Genomic DNA, 20,443 nt, shown 5'->3' with positions numbered 1-20,443 from the left:
TACGTTTATTTTTTTACTGTTACTGCCCAGTACCCATGCCGAATTAATAACTGCGCTTAGCAATCAGTTCTGTTAGTGCTGTCCAAATCTGTTCTGGTAAAAACGATTCCATGCAATCAGACATCTCCGTGTCTCCGCCATCTTTAGTGCAGCTTCTGCCATAACAGGGCGCACAGCTAAAGTCTTCACTGCTGGCTATAATATGCTGCTGATTTAGACCCGTAGCGCCAACTAGCTGGTCGCTGGTAGGGCCGTAAAAACTCACCGAAGGCAGATCTAACATTCCCGCTAAGTGGCAAAGGCCGGTATCACAGGTCACCACGCCTTCAGCTTTATCCATAATGCCGCCAATATGGGATAGAGATAATTTTGGCAGTGCTATTGCATTGCTATGTTGTTCGGCAAGACGTTGAGCTCTGGCTAGTTCTTCATCATTGCCGCAGGGTAGTAGAACTTCGTAGCCAGCGTCCCCTGCTTGTTCAATCAGCTTATGCCAGTGTGACTCTGGCCATAGCTTGGTGGTCCAGCTGGCGTTATGCACAAAAAAAAGAAAACGCTCAGGAAGCTTGATGTCTGGCAGTTGCATCATGCTGCGGTCAATGCCGTAATCCGGTGCGGTTTGCGGCAAGTCATAACCAATAGCTTCAGAAAATAATAAGCGCTGTCTGGCGATAGCATGTTGGGATTTATCGGCATTATGTTGGTAGCGGTAAGCCCAGTGGGCCGGTGTTTCTCGAATACTGTCTTTGCTGAGGCCATGTATTTTGCCGCGGCGCAGGGTAGAAATAACAGCACTTTTAATATTGTTTTGCGCGTCTAATATCACGTCATAGTCGGCATGATTTAACTGGCTGTAGAAGTTGGCTAACTGCCCGCCAAAAATGGACTGGCTAAGATCTTTTTTCCAACGCCGGTGGGCGCTGCGGATAATCTGGTTGACGGCGGGGTGCCAGCTGGGCACTTCGGCAAAGGCTTCATCCACCACCCAGTCGAATTCAATCCCGGGAATGGCAGTGGCGGCATCGGTAAGTGCGGGCAGGGCGTGCATTAAGTCGCCCATAGAAGTCAGCTTGATTAATAAAACCCGTTTACTCATTGCCCGTTTATACCGTTATAAAAAAGGGGACTGAAAGTCCCCTGTAGATGCGTTAAGTATAACCTGATCTTAGCCCTGACTAAATAGCTTCTTGAGTTTGGCGGTAAAGCCATGGCGATTATGGTGCTTTTTAACCGCGGCCTCATCCGCCACAAAGTTAATTTGGATGGAGCGACGGCTGCCTTCAAAAGGAGGGTAGCCATGCCAGCAGTTTTCAGTGACTCGAAAGGCGAACAGGGTGCCGGCATTGGGCACCACTTCAGCATGCATATCGTCCATATCATGGCTGTTTAAGACTCTTAGCTTGCCAGTCTCTGCGGTCCAATCGTCGTTAAAGTAGATCAGGATAGTGGCGATTTTGGACACGGAATCGGTATGGACTCGACCATCCTTTGCCCTGGAAATACCTCTCAGGGTAACAATCATAGGCAGTGTGTTGAGGTCCAGCCCCAGTTTATCGGTGATTTGCTGACGAAATTCAGGGCCGTTGAGCTCTTCAATCAGGGCTTCAAAGCTTGGGCCTGACTCCAGGTCTTCCATTGTATAGCTGCCGCCACCGGTAATTTCCGGGAAGTCCTGCATCACTTGCGCAACTTTATCGCTGTTTAGAGACTGCTCAAGCATGAAATAGGGGTAGGGTCGTGAGTGTACTTCGGTGTTTTTTAGGGCTTCAATATTTAGTAGCTCGGGCATGGTGGCGTCTCAGTGATACTGTTTACGGGGATTATTCACTGGTTGTGGGATGGGTGCAAGTTTGGTTTGTCCTCTTCCTTCTCGGCTACCCCCTATTACCCCCCCTGAGTGATCTATTTAATATCCCTTCGCGTAATTACTAGCAAACACATTAATCAAAAAACTAATGCCAGGAGCTGCCAGAGGCTTAACCAATGATTGAACGTAATTTGGGAAACGTTGAGCGTATTATCCGTTTACTAATGGGTGTTTTGTTTTCATCCTGGGCTATAAGCCAGCCTGAAATGAATGGTATCGAATGGTTTGTTGTTGTTATATCCGTGCTGCTAATGCTCAATGGTATTTTTTCACGTTGCTACCTTTGGTTTGTAATTGATCTGAATACTTCTGAGAAAGGCGAACGCCGCTGTGATGCTAAAGGTTCCACTCTGTAAATAACACCACATTGACCTAGCGCCACTGTCCCAGTAAGGTTGTGTTCTTACTATTCCCGGTATCAAAAAAATGTCAGATGATCAAAAAGACGATGATCTTTTTCTTCAGGAAATGGGTGATGTTAAGCCTATCAAGGTGGAGAAAAAAGTCTCCCTAAAGCGCAGTGGTGATTCAGAGTTGGCAAAGGAAGCGCGGCGCAAGGCGGCCACCCAGGAATCAGGCAAAGATGAAAATCACCTCGCCAGCGACTTTGTTGATCTGTTAGATCCTTATTACCCTCTTGAGTTTAAACGCCCCGGTGTGCAGAACGGCGTATTTAAAAAATTAAAACAAGGCAAATATCCACAGGAAGGCCGGCTGGACTTACATCGTATGACGGTGGAAAAGGCCCGTACTGAGGTTTATAACTTTATTAAAGAAGGGGCGGCCTATGATTTGCGCTCCCTGATTATTGTGCATGGCAAGGGCAGTCATAGTAAAAAGGACGAAGCGCTGTTAAAAAGCTATGTTAATAAATGGTTGCCCGATATGGATGAAGTGCAGGCCTTTTGTAGTGCCCGACCCCAGCATGGTGGTTTGGGGGCGGCCTATGTATTACTAGGAAAGAGCGAGAGGAAAAAGCAGGAGAATAGAGATCGTTTAAGCCGAGGTAGAACCATTGCTGGTTGAAGTTTGGGTTGGTGGATTATAATCCACCCTACAATGCTGTCGTAGGGTGGATTGCAATCCACCGTTATTTACGCAGCGCCGTTGGCGCTAAGTACTTCGGCATAGTCTGCAGAGGCGCGATGCTGTTTAACAATCGACAGTACCGTTTCGCCTTTAGGATTGGTGGCGTTGATATTGCGATCCTGCGCAGTAAAAAAGCCAACAAACTCTGCAAAGTTTTCCAGGCGCATAGATTGATACGCTTTTAATAAAACATGAAAGTCCGCTTCAATATCTTCGGCGGGTTTAACGTCCAGAAAATCTTTAACGCGCTCTTCTGTCCAAACTTCATCCAGAACCTTTTCTTTATCTTTCTTCAGTGACATAAATCTCTACCTGTTTTGAAAATTGTGTTGTCAGCCGTTTAACTTGGCCATAAGAATTTTGTTAACCATGCCCGGGTTGGCCTGGCCTTTAGAGGCTTTCATAATTTGCCCAACAAAAAAGCCGGTCATTTTTTTGCGTTTGCCCTCATCGGCATTGCGGAAGTTTTCCACCTGCTCTGGGTTATTGGCAATCACCTCGTCAACCATAGCTTCCAGTGCTCCGGTATCGGAAACCTGCTTTAAGCCCTTGGCTTCGATTACCGTATCAGCATCACCTTCACCGGCCCACATAGCTTCAAAAACCTGCTTGGCGATTTTACCGGAGATGGTGTTGTCTTTAATGCGTGCAATTAACTGCCCTAATTGAGCTGCAGCTATAGGGCATTGCTTAATAGTCAGTTCATCGTTATTAAGTTTTGCTGAAACATCACCCATCAACCAGTTGGCGGCTAATTTGGCGTCGTCACAGGCAGCGGCTGTTTCTTCAAAAAAGCTGGCCATAGTGGCATCGCCACTTAAAATGCCGGCGTCATAGCTGGACAGATTATAGCTTTCAACGAAGCGTGCCTGGCGAGCATCCGGTAGTTCAGGCAATGTATCTTTCAGTGCTTGAATATAATCATCATCAATTTCAACCGGTAGTAGATCAGGGCAGGGGAAGTAGCGATAGTCATTGGCTTCTTCTTTACTGCGCATCGCTTTGGCGGTTTTGTTTTCGCTATTGTAGAGGCGGGTTTCCTGGGTAATGCTGCCGCCGTCTTCCAGAATATCGATTTGACGTTCTACCTCTAGTGCAATGGCCTCTTCCATAAACTTAAAAGAGTTCAGGTTTTTGGTTTCCGTCCGAGTACCCAATTCCTCTTCGCCTTTTAAGCGCACAGAAATATTTACATCAAAGCGCATAGAGCCCTGCGACATATCGCCATCGGATATACCCAGGGAGGTTACAATACCATGGAGTTTTCTAGCGAATTCAACGGCTTCTTCTGAACTGCGCATATCTGGCTCGGAAACGATTTCGATCAGCGGTGTACCCGCTCGGTTTAAATCGATTCCTGAATTGTTCTGCAAACCTTCGTGCACTGATTTGCCCGCATCTTCTTCAAGGTGAGCATGGTGAATGCGAATTTTTTTGCTTTCACCATTTTGCAGTTGAATTTCAATTGAGCCAGCACCAACAATAGGATAATCCATTTGCGTGGTTTGGTAGCCCTTAGGCGAATCTGGATAGAAATAATTTTTCCGATCGAATACCGAACGCTTATTGATCTCGGCACCAATGCCTAAACCAAACATAATAGCATTGCGCAGAGCACCTTCATTTAACACGGGCAATGTGCCTGGCATGGCTAAATCAACCGCATTAGCCTGGGTGTTGGGTTCAGAACCAAAGGCGGTGCTGGAGCCTGAAAATATTTTGGAGGCTGTGGCCAATTGTACGTGGACTTCAAGCCCTATGACGGTTTCCCATTCCATAACTTAGCCCTCCGCCTTGATCGCCGGCATTTGCTGGTGCCAGTCGGTCGCTTGTTGAAATTGATGGGCGGCGTTAAGTAGCTTGGCCTCGGCAAAATAATTGCCGGTTAGCTGTAAGCCTGCGGGTTTACCATCTACTAAACCAGCGGGGATGGACATACCGGGCAGTCCTGCCAGATTGGTGGAGATGGTGTAGATATCTTCTAAATACATAGCAACAGGATCGTTAGACTTTTCACCTAACGCAAAGGCTGTGTTGGGCACGGTTGGGCCCATAATCACATCAACGCTGTTAAAGGCTTTTACAAAATCGTTTTTAATTAAACGGCGGATTTGTTGCGCCTTGCGGTAGTAAGCATCGTAAAAACCGGCAGACAGGGCATAAGTGCCTACCAAAATACGGCGCTTAACTTCTTCGCCAAAACCTTCTTCACGGGTGCGGGTGTAGAGGTCTTGTAAATCTTCCGGGTTTTCGCAGCGGTAACCATAACGCACACCATCAAAGCGCGATAAATTGGCCGAGGCTTCTGAAGGGGCGATCACGTAATAGCAGGGCACAGCCAGGTGGGTATTCGGTAAAGAAATTTCTTTTACCGACGCGCCCATCTTTTCGTATTCTTTAATGGCGGCTTGTACCGCTTGCTCGATAGCGGGTGTTAAACCTTCACCAAAATATTCTTTCGGTAAACCAATGGTTAAGCCTGATAAGTTATCGTTTAGTGTGGCGGTGTAGTCGGGGACTGCTTTATCCATACTGGTTGAGTCTTTGGCATCGAAGCCCGCCATCACATTAAGCATCAGTGCGGCATCTTCAGCGCTGCGTGTCATTGGGCCACCCTGGTCAAGGCTGGAGGCAAAGGCAATCATGCCGTAGCGGGAAACACGGCCATAGGTGGGTTTTAGCCCTGTAATACCGCATAAAGCAGCGGGTTGGCGAATCGAGCCGCCGGTATCGGTACCAGTACTGGCTGGCGCTAATTGCGCAGCAACCGCAGCGGCACTGCCGCCGGATGAGCCGCCGGGTACGCAGTCAGTATTCCAGGGATTTTTAACCGCGCCATAAAAGCTGGATTCATTAGAGGAGCCCATAGCGAACTCATCCATATTGGTTTTGCCCAGGGAAACGGCACCGGCCTGATTAAATTTTTCGATCACGGTGGCGTTGTAAGGCGGAATAAAATTATCCAGCATTTTTGAACCACAACTGGTCTTTACTCCTTCAGTACAGAAAATATCTTTATGAGCTAAAGGGATGCCCGTTAATGCTGAGGCATCGCCGCTGGCGATTTTTGCATCGGCGGCTTTGGCCTGACTCAAGGCCTGTTCTTCGGTCACGGTGATAAAACTATTGTAATCTGCATCCAGTGTTTTGATACGCCCTAAAAAGTGCTGGGTAAGCTCTTCACTGGAAAACGTTTTATTGGATAAGCCTTCACTCAGCTCAGCCAGTGTTTTGTTATGCATGGAAAATCCTGTGTGTTACGGGTCAAATCTCAAGGGTTCGGGATTTTGGAAATATTGCGATGGGCGTTATTCAATAACCTTGGGGACAAGGTATAGGCCTTCATCGGCGTCCGGGGCAATGGCTTGAAAGCTGTCGCGCTGGTTGGTCTCGGTGACCATATCATCACGCAGGCGTTGCACCGCATCTAAGGGGTTGGCCATAGGCTCAACATCGGCGGTATCCACTGCCTGCATGTTGTCGACCATGGCCAGGATATCGTTAATCCGGTCGGCCACTTCGGGAATATCATTTTCTGCCACCCGGATACGGGACAGGATAGCGATCTTTTCAATATCGGATTGTTCTACGGACATTGCTGTTTACTCAATTGGCGCGGCGGATAAGTCGTTATAAACCCTAAACTTATCACATTTCCGCCTTGCTCTAAATGCCTGCCGTTGTTAGAGTGGCAAATTTATTGCAGGGCAGGCTTTGATATAGCAGTATGGCGTCAAAAATAGGCTAAACTTTCTTCAAAACAAACAAGTTAGAACAAAGAAGCCAAAGCAAAGACATATGGCGCCATCAAGCGGGATCTATTCCCGTAGCTGCCTTTAAGACCTGTGCCAAAACCTTTAAGGTGAAATAACTCAATGTTTAAAAGAATAAGAGGCATTTTCTCCAACGATCTGTCCATTGATCTTGGGACTGCAAACACCCTCATTTATGTGCGCGAAGAGGGCATTGTTCTGGATGAACCCTCAGTGGTCGCGATTCGTGTCCACAATGGTCAAAAGACCATCGAAGCTGTAGGCGCTGACGCCAAGCGTATGTTGGGTCGTACACCGGGCAATATCACAGCCATTAGACCTTTGAAAGACGGCGTTATCGCCGATTTTCAGGTCACTGAGAAGATGCTACAGCACTTTATATCCAAAGTTCACCAAAACAGCTTTATCCGCCCCAGCCCCCGTGTATTGATCTGCGTACCCTGTAAGTCTACCCAGGTAGAGCGCCGGGCTATCCGTGAATCTGCCCTGAGTGCCGGTTCCCGCGAGGTGCGATTAATCGAGGAACCCATGGCCGCCGCGATTGGTGCCGGGCTATCGGTTGAGGAAGCCACCGGCTCCATGGTGGTTGATATCGGTGGTGGTACCACTGAGATTGCTATTATCTCCCTTAATGGTGTGGTGTACTCAGATTCTGTACGGGTCGGTGGTGACCGCTTTGACGAGTCCATCGTTTCCCATGTTCGCCGTAAATATGGCAGCCTGATTGGCGATGCCACGGCGGAGCGTATTAAACAAGAGATAGGTTGTGCTCACACTGAAAGTGAGCTGTGTGAAATTGATGTGCGCGGCCGCAACCTGGCTGAGGGTGTACCCCGCAGCTTTACTCTTAATAGTGATGAAATTCTTGAAGCTTTACAGGAGCCGTTAACGGCTATTGTGCAATCGGTTAAACGTGCATTGGAACAAGCCCCCCCGGAATTGGCCGCAGATATTGCAGAAACCGGCATTGTGCTTACCGGTGGTGGCGCCATGCTACGTGATCTCAATCGTTTAATCTCTGATGAAACTGGCTTGCCGGTACTGGTGGCGGATGATCCGTTGACCTGTGTTGCCCGCGGCGGTGGTAAGGCATTGGAGATTATGGATCGTCACAGTATTGATCTTTTATCGACGGAATAGCGATAACAGCTCAACCGGTAAATCTGACGGAATATAGAGTAAAGTATCTGTTCTCTTAATGCCCGACATTCCCGCCTACGCGGGAATGACAGGTGTGTTATGGGGCTTTGATACTGCATTCACCCTGACAGCAAAACAATATGGGTTAGGCTCATCAAACCGTTATTTGTAAAAGGCCCTTCTATTGGTGCTCGGTTTTTAATACTGAGCACTATTGCCCTTGTGCTTATCTTTGCCGGCCAGCGTTTTGGCTGGGTTAAAGACCTGCAAGCCAATCTCTCTATTGTCGCCACGCCGTTCTATTGGGTTGGGGATATCCCCAGCAAAATTTCCGAGTGGAGCGATGAAAATATCCGCAGTCGCAAAACCCTGATTGCCGACAATGAACGGTTTACCGCTGAATCCTTGCTACTCAAAGCCCAAGTGCAAAAGTTAGCCTCACTGGAAGCTGAGAATGTTCGGCTGCGAGAGCTGCTTAATTCCTCCGCTATTCTCGATGACAGTGTGTTGGTAGCGGAAATGGTAGGTGTGTCGCCGGACCCTTTACACCACCAGATTATTGTTAACAAGGGTAAAAAAGATGGTTTATATGTGGGCCAGCCGGTAACCGATGCCCTGGGCTTGATGGGGCAAATTATTGAGGTTGGCCCTTTGCAAAGCCGGGTATTGCTTATTACCGATGCCTCCCACGCCCTGCCAGTCCAGATAAATCGCAATGGTGTTAGAAGTGTGGCTGAGGGAGTTGGGCTGTTCCATGAGCTTATTTTGCAACATGTGGCGGCAACCACGGATATTAAAGTGGGTGATTTACTAGTGAGTTCCGGCCTTGGCCAGCGTTTTCCGGTGGGTTACCCGGTGGCCGTAGTGACCGAAGTCACCATTGACCCCGGCCAGGCCTTTGCCATTGTTAAAGCCAAACCCAGTGCTGCCCTGAACAGAAGCCGGCATGTCTTGCTGGTGTTTAGTAACCGGCGTGAAGGGAGTGCAGCCGTTGAGCCCGAGTAATGGTCACTGGGTTATCGCGCTAACCCTGCTAATGGCTCTTTGGTTGGCTATTGTGCCGTTGCCGGTATGGGCGCAATGGGGCCGCCCTGAATTAGTCGCTATGGTATTGGTTTATTGGGTGATTGCTTTGCCGGAACGAGTGGGTATTGGCATAGCCTGGGTCGTTGGCCTGCTACAGGATATTATGCAGGGCAGCCCCCTTGGGCAGCATGCTTTTGCCCTGGCGGTGCTGGCCTACGTGTCCCTGATTCTCTATCAGCGGTTACGGATGTATCCCCCAATCCAGCAGGCAGGGGTTATTTTTGTCTTGATCGGCCTTAACCAGTTGCTATGTCATTGGGTTGAAACCCTAACGGGTACAGTTTCTCCTAATCTTCTCTTTTTATTACCCGCTTTAGTGAGTGCGCTGTTGTGGCCCTTATTGTCGGTGTTTTTACGGGTGTTACGTCGAGCCTACTATGTCACTTAAACCGTCACCTGAAGCGAAGCGTTCTGCTCGTTTATATCTGGCGTCACAGTCTCCACGCAGAGCAGAGCTGTTAGAACAGATTGGCGTAACGTTTGAGAAACTCTCAGTGGAAACCGATGAAACGGTTTTAGCGGGCGAGCTTCCCGCAGCGTATGTACAGCGGGTAGCCATTGCCAAAGCTCAGGCAGGCTTGGCGGTAGTCAAACAACAAGGTTTAAAACCTTTGCCGGTGCTAGGTGCAGATACTGCCGTGATAATTGCCGACCAGATTATGGGCAAGCCCCGTGACCGCGATCACGCCTTGGCCATGCTGGGGCAATTGTCGGGCAAAACCCATCGGGTGATGAGCGCAATCTGTCTATGCTATCAACAGCATCAGGAGCTTGCCCTCAGTATTACCGAGGTCAGTTTCCGCGAGATCACAGCGGCGGAGCTAGAGCAATACTGGCTCAGTGGTGAACCTCTGGGCAAGGCTGGTGCCTATGCTATACAGGGGCTTGGTGCTGTATTTGTAGAAAAGATTAACGGCAGCTATTCGGCAGTAGTGGGTTTGCCCCTGCTGGAAACTCAACAACTGCTGCAAAGCATTGAACAGATGGACGCCCATGAGTGAAGAAATTTTAGCCAATGTCACCCCCACCGAAACCCGGGTAGCGGTGGTTGAAAACGGCATGTTGCAAGAAGTGTATATCGAGCGCAGTGCGTCAAAAGGTATTGTCGGCAATATCTATAAAGGCAAAGTGGTGCGAGTACTACCCGGTATGCAGGCCGCCTTTGTCGAGATTGGATTGGAGCGAACCAGCTTTATCCATGTATCCGATATTGCGGTGCTTGACCAAAACGGCGTTGAAAAGCGCAGTAGCGAAGAGCCGGATATTCGCACCATGGTCCGCGAGGGGCAGAGCCTTATTGTGCAAGTGGTTAAGGACCCCATCGGTACCAAGGGCGCGCGCTTAACCACGCACTTGTCCGTCCCTTCCAGATACCTGGTTTATATGCCCCATCATCAGCATATTGGTATTTCCCAGCGCCTGGAGGATGAAGAAGAGCGAAACCGTTTACGTGATCTGGTGGAGAAATGTATTGCGGCGGAGCAAATGGAAAATCCTGGTGGCTTTATTGTTCGTACTGCGGCCGAGGGTGCCGGTGAAGATGAGCTACTAGCGGATATAAAATATTTTAAACGCCTGTGGGCTGCGCTCGAGCGCAAAATGAAAGAGCGTCAGGCGCCGGCTATTATTTATGAGGATCTGCCCTTATATATGCGCACTATGCGCGATTTGGTAAAGCCCGAGATAGAAAAAATTCGTATCGATTCTAACGAAAGCTTCCAGAATATGCGGCAGTTTGCCGAAGATTATATTCCCGAGCTAAAGAATCGTATTGAATATTACCCTGGAGAACGCCCCATCTTTGACCTCTACAGCGTTGAAGATGAAATACAAAAAGCATTGGGCCGTAAAGTTGCCTTGAAATCCGGTGGCTATTTAATTATCGATCAAACTGAAGCCATGACCACCATTGATGTTAATACCGGTGGTTTTGTTGGACACCGAAATTTGGAAGAAACCATTTTCAAAACCAACCTGGAAGCGGCAACTTCCTTGGCCAGACAGCTGCGAGTACGTAACCTTGGCGGCATAATTATTGTTGATTTTATTGATATGAAAGATGCTGAACACCGTCGCCAGGTTCACCGCACCCTGGAAAAAGCGATGGAAAATGATCACGCCAAAAATATTATTACCGGTGTTTCTGAATTGGGTTTGGTAGAAATGACCCGCAAGCGTACCCGCGAAAGCCTTGAACATGTAATGTGCGAAGATTGCCCGGTCTGTGATGCCAGGGGTTCGGTCAAAACCGCTGAAACTATTTGTTATGAAGTCTTTCGTGAAATACTGCGTGAAGCCAGAGCCTATGAAAATGACAAATTATTAGTACTGGCCTCTCAATCAGTGGTTGATCGTCTACTGGACGAAGAGTCTGCCAGTGTGGCGGATCTGGAAGAATTTATTGGCAAGAGTATTCAGTTTCAAGTAGAAACGGTTTATAACCAGGAACAGTTTGATGTCATTTTGCTGTGACCTTTGTATTGTTGAATCAATTAGGTAAATAGAAGCCTTGTTAAAAAAGAGTGCTATCTGGGTTAATCGTTTGCTATGGGCAACTTTGTTCATGGCATTAATCCTTGTTGCCAGTTATGTCAGTGTCGGTCGTTACTATATTGATTATGTAGAGCAGTACCAAAAGCCGCTAGTAGCGCGATTTAATCAATTCACCAACCTGCCCCTCAATATCGACCGTCTTTATGGCCGCTGGTCAAGACTTTCCCCGATACTCACCGTGGAGCGGCTAGTACTTTATGCACCGGATGATCCCGGCCAAACCGTATTAAGTATTGACAAGCTTAGTTTGCAGTTAGACCCCCTTAGCAGCTTACTAAATGGCTCGTGGCAAATTAAACGCCTGCTAATCGATGGTGTTGAATGTGCCCTGGAAGAAACCAGCCCCGGTAAATGGCAGTTAAAGGGCTACCCGATTAACACCGGTGGCAGCACTAACTTTGATAACCTGATTGATTTAGTGCTCTCTGTCGAAGTGGCTGATTTATTAGGCGCCAATATGGCGGTTAGCTTTGCCAAAGGTAGTGATGCCTTGCTGGCGGTTAAAGAATTGTCCTTTAAGCGGGCAGGGGACTTCAGGCGTTTTCGGGTTGAGGCCAATTTTGATCAATCAGCAGAACCTGTGCTGGGGATCATTGAATCGCAAGGCGACCCCCGCGAGCAGGATGAGTTTTCTGCCAAAGCTTATTTGACGTTTAATGACGTCGATTTTTCAGCCCAGCTGCCGGCTATCAGCGCCCTGGGTATAGATCTGGAAGATGCCCGTATTGATGGGCAGTTATGGCTGGATTGGAAGCCACAAACGGTGATTGAGTTGCAGGGGTCTATTACTACACCCCTAATAGATATTGCGGCTTTAAGTGGTCGTCAGCTTGCCCCTTTAAAAGATCTGGAAATTAATTTTAGAGCCGAGAAAAGTGCCGATAATAACTGGCAAGGGTGGGTACCTCTACTGGCGATGAATTGGCAGCAACAGGCCTTTAAATTTGAACAGCTGAAAGTTGATATTAAAAACAAGCGGCTGGAAATATCCATCCCTACCCTGGATTTGGCACAAACCACCCGGCAACTGGTGGCGATTGATTTACTGGAAGATAGATTAAAAGAGACGGTTAACACGCTTTCCCTTGCGGGTAATTTACAACAGGTTTCCCTGAATTTATCCCGCAACCCCACCCCGGGAAAAACGCCTCGCTTTATTTTGCAAGCTAATCTGGACAATGTTTCTGTCGCCCCCTGGAAGGGCGCGCCCGGTGCCACTGGTGTTAACGGTTATATTGAACTAAACCCTGTTAATGGTTTTGTGGAGTTGAAAACGCAAGATTTCTCCATGGAATTTCCGTCGGTCTATCGCCAGCCTTTAGCGTTTAAATCTGCCGAAGGTAAAGTGAGTTGGCAGATTACTGAGGACAGGGTCTATGTCGAGAGCGAGCCATTGTATTTATCCGCTGATCACGGCCCTGCCACTGCGTTACTGAATTTGGACTTGCCGACAAAAGCCGGCAGTCTAATACCGCCCGAAATGACATTAACCATAGGTTTGATTGATACCGCAGCCAGCCACCGGGATAAATTTATTCCCTATACCTTGAACCAGGATTTTCTCGACTGGATGGCGACTAGCGTTCCACAGGGACGAGTGATTGATGGTGGTTTTATTTACCACGGCTCACTGCGCAAAGGCGATGTAAGTGATCGAACGGTACAGCTCTATTTAAACGTTGAAGATGTCACCCTGAATTATCACCCTGACTGGCCACAATTGACGGGTATTACGGGTCTGGTTGAAGTGGATGATAACAATGCCAGGGTCAATACCACTGAAGCCAAAATATATGATATGGATGTTCTCGAAGCCAGGGTTGCCACCACCACCGTAGAGGGAGGAGGCATCTGGTTGACGGTTGATGCAAAAGCCGCCGGCCGGTCCAGTGATGCGATCAGGCTGGTTAATGAAAGCGCCCTACAAAAAATCGTGGGCGATGTCTTTGAACAGTGGCAACTGCAAGGCCAGGCCAGTGCCGAAGTTAGCCTTGGCTTAGCCCTTGCCGGTGCCAATAAGCCTGCGGATATTGAAGTGGCGGTGCAGTTGGCGGATAACGACGTCGCGATTCCACAATACCGGTTACAGTTTACCGATGTAGGTGGCCCGTTAAATTACAGTAGCCAGCAAGGCTTCTATTCACCGGGCCTGAATGCCAACTTATATAACAAACCCTTTGTGGTTAAGGTTGGCACGGATGAAGATAGCGGTGTGTTGGTAGATTTTGCCGGCCGCGCGGATATTCGGGATGTGCTGAATTGGAGTCAGCAGCCGGCACTGGCCTTTGCCCGTGGCGAAACGGATGTAGTTGCACAGATTGTGGTTAACGGTAAGGACGGTAGTGAATTTACTGCAGCGTCAAATTTGTTGGGTGTTGAAATTAACTTGCCGGAGCCTTATGCCAAACAAGCGGATGATAAGCGTGAATTTTGGCTAAAGCTGCCACTGACAGGTGATAAGCCTCTATTGCGTATGGGGGTGGTTGATATTGCCGAACTGCAATTGCGTTTAGATAAGGGGCAGGTAGAAAGTGGTTTGGCTATTCTTGATGGCGCAAAGAATATACAGCATCAGCCGGACTTTTTAGTGGTAACGGGTGCGGTTGATAACTTTGTTTTGGATGAATGGCAGAAGGTGCTTGCCCAGTACAATGAGGCCAGCTTGCAACTGCACAATCAAAAAGCGGATAGCAGTGAAGAAAAAGAGCAGGGTTTGCGGATCAAAGTCAGAGAGCTATTGATAAAAGATTTTTCCGGCTTTGACCAGCGTTATGAAAACTCTACTGTAGGTCTGCAACGTTGGCAGGATGCCTGGTGGCTTACCGCCAGCAACAGTATTTTTTCCGGTGAATTATTTATTGCCGATGATGCCGCATTGCCACTGATCACCAGGTTGCAGTGGCTTAAATTACCCAAGTCTTCTGTGTCGGATGATCTGTCCCCCTCAGACTTTGATTCCCTGCGTAAGCTGAATCTGGATTTTTCTGTTGAGCAATTATTTTTAGGGGATGAACTCTTTGGCAATCTTGGTTTTGAGCTACGCAGCCAGGAAGATGGTCTGGTGTTCAATAATATCTCAGGTGACTTACGCGGTCTTAGAATTAATAAAGAGAATCCAGCCACACTGGAATGGCTGCAAACAGAGCGCGGTGAAGAGACCCGTTTGTATGGCCAGTTTGAGTTTACTGATTTAGGCGATGTGTTAGAAAACTGGCATTACGAGAGAATGATAGAAAGCCGGGAGGGTAATGTATCCCTGGATTTAACCTGGCCCGGCACACCTAACCAATGGGCGCTGGCAATATCCTCCGGCCCTCTGTATTTAAAGGTTAAAGAGGGGCGTTTTTTAAAGGCTTCAGATACAGCTGCAGGCACATTGAAAGTGGTGGGTATTGTTAACCTCGCCAATATCGTTAGACGCTTGCAGTTAGACTTCTCTGATCTTTATGAAAGCGGTATCAGTTATGACCGTATTGAAGGTGAGCTATTATTTGAAGATTCCCTATTAAAAATTGTTGAAGACTTAACGGTGAAAGCACCCTCAAGCCGCTTCAGCCTGCGTGGCGATGCTAATTTACAGACTAAGGAATTGGATATGCAGTTAATTGCCACTTTGCCAGTGACTAATAATTTACCCTGGATTGCGGGCCTGGCAGGGGGTTTGCCAACGGCTGCCGGTGTCTATGTGGCCAGTAAAATTTTTGAAGACCAGTTTGACCGAATCGCCAGCGCTGTTTACAGTATTGAAGGAGATTGGAATGATCCCCGGCTGTCCTTTGTTAAAGTCTTTGATAGTGGCAAAAAAAATAAATCCGGGGAGCCCTCCCCGTTAGCGGAAGATAGCCAGCCAGTGACGGCAGAGCCATGAACCCGTTCCAGCTTGCAGCCATCCAGATGGTGAGCAACAATGACCTCGATGGTAATCTCGCCGAGGCAGAGCGTTTGATTGTAGAAGCCGCTTCGGCAGGTGCTCAATTAATCGTGCTCCCTGAAACCTTTGCCATGTTTAGTACCCGCGCGCAGCGCTCATTGGGTTTGCAGGAGGCTTCCGATAAAGCGGTTATCAGGCCTTTTATTAGCGCCCTGGCTAAACGCCTGGGTATTTGGATCGTAGCGGGCACAATACCGCTTGCGGTTGAAAATAGTGAGCAGGTATTAGCGTCCTGTTTTGTGTTTGATGATAAGGGCGACGAGCAAGGCTGTTATCACAAAATCCATTTGTTTGATGTGGATGTGGCTGATGCCCAGGGCAGTTATCGCGAGTCAGATACGTTTTTAGCGGGCGACAAAGTCGTAGTAATCGATACCCCTTTTGGCCGTTTGGGTTTGGCTGTGTGCTATGACCTGCGTTTTCCGGAATTTTTTCGGGCTATGTTTGCCGAAGATGTAGATATTATTGCGGTGCCTGCAGCCTTTACCTTCCTGACAGGCAAAGCTCATTGGCTACCGTTGTTACAGGCCCGCGCCATTGAAAACCAGTGTTATGTTATTGGCGCTAACCAAGGTGGGCAGCATACTCCTTCCCGCAAAACTTCCGGTGAATCGGTTATTTTCGATAGCTGGGGAAAACAGCTGGCCAGCAAAGAGCAAGGTGCCGGCTATGTGATTGCCACTATTGACCTGGATGAAGCGGCAAAACATCGTCGCGCTATGCCGATTAAACAGCACCAGCGTTTTACCGTTAGCACCAAAAAATAACTGGCATATTCTAGCTGTCGCTTAATTCCCGCAAATAACGAAATAACTTACGACTGGCGGCGGGGGGCTTTTTGTTTTTGATTTCTTTATTGGCTTGCATTACCAGTTGCCTCAAGTGCTGGCGGTCAGCATTCGGGTACTGGGTCATCACTTCTTCAATGGATTTGGGGCCACTGGCAATCAGGCGGTCCCGCCACTGTTCCAGTTCATGGAATTCCCTGGCTTCTTCTTTACGGCCATCCTGAAGCTTTTTGTAGGCGGCCTCGATGGCTTCAGTATCGGTTTTGCGCATCAGTTTGCCAATATACTGCATCTGCCGGCGCAGGCCTTCCCGGTGTTTGATTCTGCGGGCGGTATAAATGGCTTCGGCCAGGGTTTCATCTTCAAGGGGGATGGTTTCCAGCTGCCCTTTGCTGAGTTTTACAATGGCTTCACCTAATGCTTGCAGCTCTAGCATATCCCGCTTCATTTCCGAGCGGCTTACATAGATGATTTCTTCATCATCATCTTCATCAAAATTGTGTTCGTCGTTCATCATTTGCTCATCAATAGAACTATACATATAAAGCTTACATATAAAATAAGGTGGCCAGACCAAGGAATGACATAAACCCAACCACATCGGTCACTGTGGTAAGCACCACACCGCCAGCCAGCGCAGGGTCGATATTCATACGGCGTAAGGCGATGGGGATGATAGCACCTGCAAGGCCAGCGGTGATTAAATTAATCACCATGGCACAGGCGATAATGATCCCGATTAATGGGTCGTCAAACCAGAGGGTGGCTGCTGCTGCAACCACCAGTGACCAGCAAAGGCCATTAATAACACCTACCAGAAATTCTTTGTTAATAAGCCAGCCGCTGTTATTGCTACCCACTTGCCCAAGGGCCATACCGCGTATCACCACGGTAAGTGCCTGTGTGCCCGCGATGCCGCCCATGCTGGCGACAATGGGCATTAGAATGGCCAGGGCGACTACCTTATCAATAGTGCCTTCAAAAAGATTGATCACGGCCGAGGCTAAAAAGGCGGTAACCAGGTTGATACCCAGCCACATAGCCCGGCGGGGCGCTGTTTGAAACACCGGGGCGAAGGTATCTTCATCTTCGTCCAGACCGGCCAGGCTCATCAGGGAGTGGTCGGCGTCTTCCCGGATAACATCTACCACATCATCGATGGTGATACGTCCAACCAGTTTGCCGGTTTCATCAATGACCGGTGCTGATACCCAGTCATTACGTTCAAATAATGTGGCCACCTCGCCATCGTCCATAGTGGCAGGTATGGCATCAATATCCGTGACCATAATTTCACGGACGGTAATACCGGGGTCTGATACCAATAGTTTTCTAAGGGGAAGTTGGCCTATATATTCATCGCGACGGTTAACCACAATCAGGTTATCGGTCATTTCTGGCAGTTCTTCGTGGCGGCGTAAATAACGTAATACTACGTCCAGTGGCGTTTTCGCCCGCACCGTGATGGCATCGGTATTCATCATGCCGCCAGCAGTATCTTCCGGGTAGGAGAGTACTTGTTCAACCCGCTGCCGGTCTTGTTGATCCATCAGTTGCAGTACTTCACGGATAACCCGGTCCGGCAGTTGCTGCAAAATATCGGCGACATCATCCGCCTCAAGACCTTCGGTAATGGTCAGTAGCTCTTTGCTGTCCATAGCCCGCAGGAATTGACTTTCAATTTCATCGTTCAGGTAGGGGAGTACTTCACCTTCACGCTCCACATCAATTAAGCGCCAAATAACCGCACGGGTTTTTGGCGGTGATGATTCAATAATATGAGCCACATCCGGCGCAGGCAGGCTATTAAGCATGCGTTGTACCTGAATAAAGGCGCCGCTATCCAGAGCTTGATTTAGCTGATCAAGGTGGCCGTGGCTTTGAATAGTCTCTGCTGTTGCTGGCATTGTTGCTCCACCGGGGAAAGAAACGCTATTGGCAGTTTAGGTGAACGCGGTGAATTATCCAGAAAAGTAGGGAAATCAACAAGATAAGCTGGTGAAATAATAGAAAAATCGTTGGGTGGGTTACTCGCCTTCGTCGAAGCGGTTGTTGATCAGGGTGGTCAAGGCATTATAGGCTTTTTGCTCGTCACTGCCATCAAATTCCAGTTCAAGCTCGGTGCCCTTGCTGGCGGCAAGCATCATCACTGACATAATACTTTTGCCGTCGACCATCTTGCCGCCTCTACCGGCTTTAATATCGCAGCCAAAGGCTGAGGCGGTGGTGACAAACTTGGAGGCGGCTCTGGCGTGCAGTCCGAGTTTGTTAATAATGGTAATGGTCGTTTTAATCATACTTTTTTATTGCTGTTTGTAGTTGGTGATAGTTAGTTGGTGATAGTTAGTCGGTGATAATTAGTTATTGTTAAGGAGTAAGGCGGTCCAGCTCGCGGTGGCGAATTTGCACGTTGTTATAGTTGGCCTGAAAGTATTTGCCTAGTCGCTCGGCCATATATACTGAGCGATGTTGTCCACCGGTGCAACCAATGCTTACGGTGATATAGCTGCGGTTATTGTGTTCAAACAAGGGTAGCCATTTTACCAGATAGTCCTTGATGTCTTTATACATCTCATTCACTTCATCCTGCTGATCCAGAAAATCAATCACTGGCTGGTCTTTGCCAGTTAGCGCGCGCAGCGAAGGGTCCCAGTGAGGATTGGGCAAAATGCGGATGTCATAAACCATATCGGCATCCACAGGCACACCCTGTTTAAAACCGAAGGATTGAAACAAAATAGAAATACCGGTGCTGTCTTTTTCCACTAACCTGGATTTAATCATGGTGCGAAGTTCGTGCAAGCTCATGCTACTGGTATCAATAGTCAGTGTAGCGATATCGGCAATGGGTTCCAGCAGCTTACGCTCGTTGATAATCGCTTCGGTAAGTGCTGTCTGCTTGTTGCTGAGTGGGTGGCGCCGGCGGGTTTCACTAAAGCGGATGATCAATTTTTCACTGTCGGCATCGAGAAATAAAATATCGATATCCAGGTTGTCGGGCTTGTCCTGGACCAGACCTACCAGATTAGATAAGTCCTGGCTGGCATTGCGGGCGTCAATACAAATAGCAACTTTGTTGTGCTCCTGGGCATCGCTGCTTTGCAGGTGTTTGACGGTTGGCGGTATTAATACGACGGGCAGGTTATCAATGCAGTAATAGCCTTCGTCCTCCAGCAGGTTGAGAGCAGTACTTTTGCCGGAGCCGGAGCGTCCGCTGATAATAACAAGTTTCATTGGCCAGGCCTCTGGCTGTTGTTAGTGTCTTATTGGTACGTTTTATAAACGGTTTTAGTTCGCAGTCGCCAGACGATAAAGACTCTCATTATCGGTAGCGCTGCGTAACCGTTGACAAAATCCCTGGTCGCTAAAACGTTCGGCCAGAGTCGCTAAAACATTGAGATGTTCATCGTGGGCCTGCTCGGGAACCAGAAGAACAAATATCAGGTCGACCGGCTTGCCATCGATGGCATCAAAATCTACCGCTTCGTCCAACTTGATCAAAGTCCCGATCACGGACTGGCATTGAGTGATGCGACAATGGGGAATAGCAATGCCATTGCCCAGACCTGTGCTGCCAAGTTTTTCCCTGGCCAGCAAATTGTCAAAGAGTTGATTGGGGTTAAATTCCGACAAATCCTGGCAAATAAATTGGGATATAGTGTCTAGTACTCGTTTCTTACTGCTGCCCGGTGCACCGCAGAGGGTACGGTCGGGACTTAGGATGCTATCGAGTTTCATGGTTTACAGTATGGTTTTCCGTTCTTTGTAGTTAGGTAATGTAGTTAGGTAATGTAGTTATGCAATATCGCTGAATAGTAAAGCTAAAGAGTGTCAAAGCTTTACTCTTAACGAGAGGCCACCCCTTGTTTGCGGTGGGTATTTTTTTCTTTATGTTTAATAAGCTGGCGATCAAGCTTATCAATTAACTGGTCAATAGCAGCATACATATCGTCTGACTCACAGGCGGCAAATAAATCTGCGCCAGCTACGTGTACAGAGGCCTCTGCCTTTTGTACCAACTTTTCTACGGTGAGGGTCACATCGGTTTTGGTGATGTTATCGAAATGTCGCTGAAGCTTGGAGAGTTTGGCGTTTACGTATTCGCGGAGTGGGGGGGTGACTTCTACGTGGTGTCCACTAACATTAATTTGCATAAGCTGCTCCTTCTAGTTGTGGTATTTAAGTTACTCTTTGAGTAACAATCTGTCGAGTATAA

Annotated in this window: 21 protein-coding genes; 9 read left to right on the top strand and 12 right to left on the bottom strand. The window is 48.2% G+C overall.

What is annotated here, in order from left to right:
* Positions 1-43 precede the first annotated feature (43 nt).
* Together waaC and P8H32_RS10595 are read right to left on the bottom strand one after the other, a co-directional pair.
* Positions 44-1,096 (bottom strand): lipopolysaccharide heptosyltransferase I, encoded by a 1,053-nt coding sequence (gene waaC / locus P8H32_RS10600; protein ID WP_297292487.1) that lies wholly within the window; start codon positions 1,094-1,096, stop codon positions 44-46.
* A 69-nt stretch (positions 1,097-1,165) separates the two neighbouring features.
* Positions 1,166-1,789 (bottom strand): 2OG-Fe(II) oxygenase, encoded by a 624-nt coding sequence (locus P8H32_RS10595; RefSeq protein ID WP_301089356.1) that lies wholly within the window; start codon positions 1,787-1,789, stop codon positions 1,166-1,168.
* A 194-nt stretch (positions 1,790-1,983) separates the two neighbouring features.
* On the opposite strand from P8H32_RS10595, the gene P8H32_RS10590 reads away from it, so the two are divergent.
* Both P8H32_RS10590 and smrA read left to right on the top strand, forming a co-directional pair.
* The gene (locus tag P8H32_RS10590; protein WP_297292489.1) at positions 1,984-2,223 is read left to right on the top strand and encodes a DUF2892 domain-containing protein; all 240 of its coding nucleotides are present in this window, start codon (positions 1,984-1,986) and stop codon (positions 2,221-2,223) included.
* Between the two features lie 70 nt (positions 2,224-2,293).
* Positions 2,294-2,893, top strand: a complete 600-nt coding sequence (gene smrA, locus P8H32_RS10585; RefSeq protein WP_301089355.1) for a DNA endonuclease SmrA — start codon at positions 2,294-2,296, stop codon at positions 2,891-2,893.
* 68 nt (positions 2,894-2,961) lie between these two features.
* Here the strand turns inward: smrA and P8H32_RS10580 are convergent, their stop codons facing one another.
* From P8H32_RS10580 to gatC, 4 genes are all read right to left on the bottom strand, one after another.
* A complete protein-coding gene (locus tag P8H32_RS10580) occupies positions 2,962-3,258 on the bottom strand; it encodes a PA4642 family protein (protein ID WP_297292491.1) in 297 nt (98 codons plus the stop codon).
* A 30-nt stretch (positions 3,259-3,288) separates the two neighbouring features.
* The gene (gene gatB, locus P8H32_RS10575) at positions 3,289-4,734 is read right to left on the bottom strand and encodes an Asp-tRNA(Asn)/Glu-tRNA(Gln) amidotransferase subunit GatB (RefSeq protein ID WP_297292492.1); all 1,446 of its coding nucleotides are present in this window, start codon (positions 4,732-4,734) and stop codon (positions 3,289-3,291) included.
* A 3-nt stretch (positions 4,735-4,737) separates the two neighbouring features.
* Positions 4,738-6,198: an Asp-tRNA(Asn)/Glu-tRNA(Gln) amidotransferase subunit GatA gene (gene gatA, locus P8H32_RS10570; protein ID WP_301089354.1), complete on the bottom strand. Its 1,461-nt coding sequence runs from the start codon at positions 6,196-6,198 to the stop codon at positions 4,738-4,740.
* A gap of 66 nt (positions 6,199-6,264) precedes the next feature.
* Positions 6,265-6,552 (bottom strand): Asp-tRNA(Asn)/Glu-tRNA(Gln) amidotransferase subunit GatC, encoded by a 288-nt coding sequence (gene gatC, locus P8H32_RS10565; protein ID WP_297292236.1) that lies wholly within the window; start codon positions 6,550-6,552, stop codon positions 6,265-6,267.
* A gap of 279 nt (positions 6,553-6,831) precedes the next feature.
* Between gatC and P8H32_RS10560 the strand changes: the two genes are divergently transcribed.
* The 7 genes from P8H32_RS10560 to P8H32_RS10530 all read left to right on the top strand — a co-directional run bounded on the left by P8H32_RS10560 (position 6,832) and on the right by P8H32_RS10530 (position 16,206).
* Positions 6,832-7,869: a rod shape-determining protein gene (locus P8H32_RS10560; RefSeq protein WP_301089353.1), complete on the top strand. Its 1,038-nt coding sequence runs from the start codon at positions 6,832-6,834 to the stop codon at positions 7,867-7,869.
* 117 nt (positions 7,870-7,986) lie between these two features.
* Positions 7,987-8,874: a rod shape-determining protein MreC gene (gene mreC / locus P8H32_RS10555; protein WP_367279198.1), complete on the top strand. Its 888-nt coding sequence runs from the start codon at positions 7,987-7,989 to the stop codon at positions 8,872-8,874.
* The gene (mreD, locus tag P8H32_RS10550; RefSeq protein ID WP_297291205.1) at positions 8,852-9,343 is read left to right on the top strand and encodes a rod shape-determining protein MreD; all 492 of its coding nucleotides are present in this window, start codon (positions 8,852-8,854) and stop codon (positions 9,341-9,343) included. The genes mreC and mreD overlap by 23 nt, the downstream gene beginning before the upstream one ends.
* The gene (locus tag P8H32_RS10545; RefSeq protein ID WP_297291206.1) at positions 9,333-9,956 is read left to right on the top strand and encodes a nucleoside triphosphate pyrophosphatase; all 624 of its coding nucleotides are present in this window, start codon (positions 9,333-9,335) and stop codon (positions 9,954-9,956) included. Before mreD ends, P8H32_RS10545 begins: the two co-directional genes overlap by 11 nt.
* A complete protein-coding gene (gene rng, locus P8H32_RS10540) occupies positions 9,949-11,427 on the top strand; it encodes a ribonuclease G (protein WP_301089352.1) in 1,479 nt (492 codons plus the stop codon). The genes P8H32_RS10545 and rng overlap by 8 nt, the downstream gene beginning before the upstream one ends.
* Positions 11,428-11,464: 37 nt before the next feature.
* A complete protein-coding gene (locus P8H32_RS10535; protein WP_367279196.1) occupies positions 11,465-15,376 on the top strand; it encodes a YhdP family protein in 3,912 nt (1,303 codons plus the stop codon).
* Positions 15,373-16,206 (top strand): carbon-nitrogen hydrolase family protein, encoded by an 834-nt coding sequence (locus P8H32_RS10530; RefSeq protein WP_297291208.1) that lies wholly within the window; start codon positions 15,373-15,375, stop codon positions 16,204-16,206. The genes P8H32_RS10535 and P8H32_RS10530 overlap by 4 nt, the downstream gene beginning before the upstream one ends.
* A gap of 10 nt (positions 16,207-16,216) precedes the next feature.
* On the opposite strand, the gene yjgA is transcribed toward P8H32_RS10530, so the two are convergent.
* The 6 genes from yjgA to raiA all read right to left on the bottom strand — a co-directional run bounded on the left by yjgA (position 16,217) and on the right by raiA (position 20,381).
* On the bottom strand, positions 16,217-16,768 hold the full coding sequence (gene yjgA / locus P8H32_RS10525; protein ID WP_301089351.1) for a ribosome biogenesis factor YjgA: 552 nt from the start codon (positions 16,766-16,768) through the stop codon (positions 16,217-16,219).
* 7 nt (positions 16,769-16,775) lie between these two features.
* Positions 16,776-18,134 carry a magnesium transporter gene (gene mgtE / locus P8H32_RS10520; protein WP_297291210.1) on the bottom strand — a complete coding sequence of 453 codons (1,359 nt, stop codon included), beginning with the start codon at positions 18,132-18,134 and terminating at the stop codon, positions 16,776-16,778.
* Between the two features lie 120 nt (positions 18,135-18,254).
* A complete protein-coding gene (locus P8H32_RS10515; protein ID WP_297291211.1) occupies positions 18,255-18,524 on the bottom strand; it encodes an HPr family phosphocarrier protein in 270 nt (89 codons plus the stop codon).
* A gap of 70 nt (positions 18,525-18,594) precedes the next feature.
* Positions 18,595-19,461 carry an RNase adapter RapZ gene (gene rapZ / locus P8H32_RS10510; protein ID WP_297291212.1) on the bottom strand — a complete coding sequence of 289 codons (867 nt, stop codon included), beginning with the start codon at positions 19,459-19,461 and terminating at the stop codon, positions 18,595-18,597.
* Positions 19,462-19,515: 54 nt separating this feature from the next.
* The gene (ptsN, locus tag P8H32_RS10505) at positions 19,516-19,965 is read right to left on the bottom strand and encodes a PTS IIA-like nitrogen regulatory protein PtsN (protein WP_297291213.1); all 450 of its coding nucleotides are present in this window, start codon (positions 19,963-19,965) and stop codon (positions 19,516-19,518) included.
* Positions 19,966-20,072: 107 nt separating this feature from the next.
* Positions 20,073-20,381 (bottom strand): ribosome-associated translation inhibitor RaiA, encoded by a 309-nt coding sequence (raiA, locus tag P8H32_RS10500; RefSeq protein WP_297291214.1) that lies wholly within the window; start codon positions 20,379-20,381, stop codon positions 20,073-20,075.
* Between the last annotated feature and the right edge of the window lie 62 nt (positions 20,382-20,443).

The organism is Oceanicoccus sp. (assembly GCF_029238675.1).
Classification (GTDB): Bacteria; Pseudomonadota; Gammaproteobacteria; order Pseudomonadales; family Dasaniaceae; genus Oceanicoccus.
This window is presented reverse-complemented; position numbering and strand designations above follow the sequence as displayed.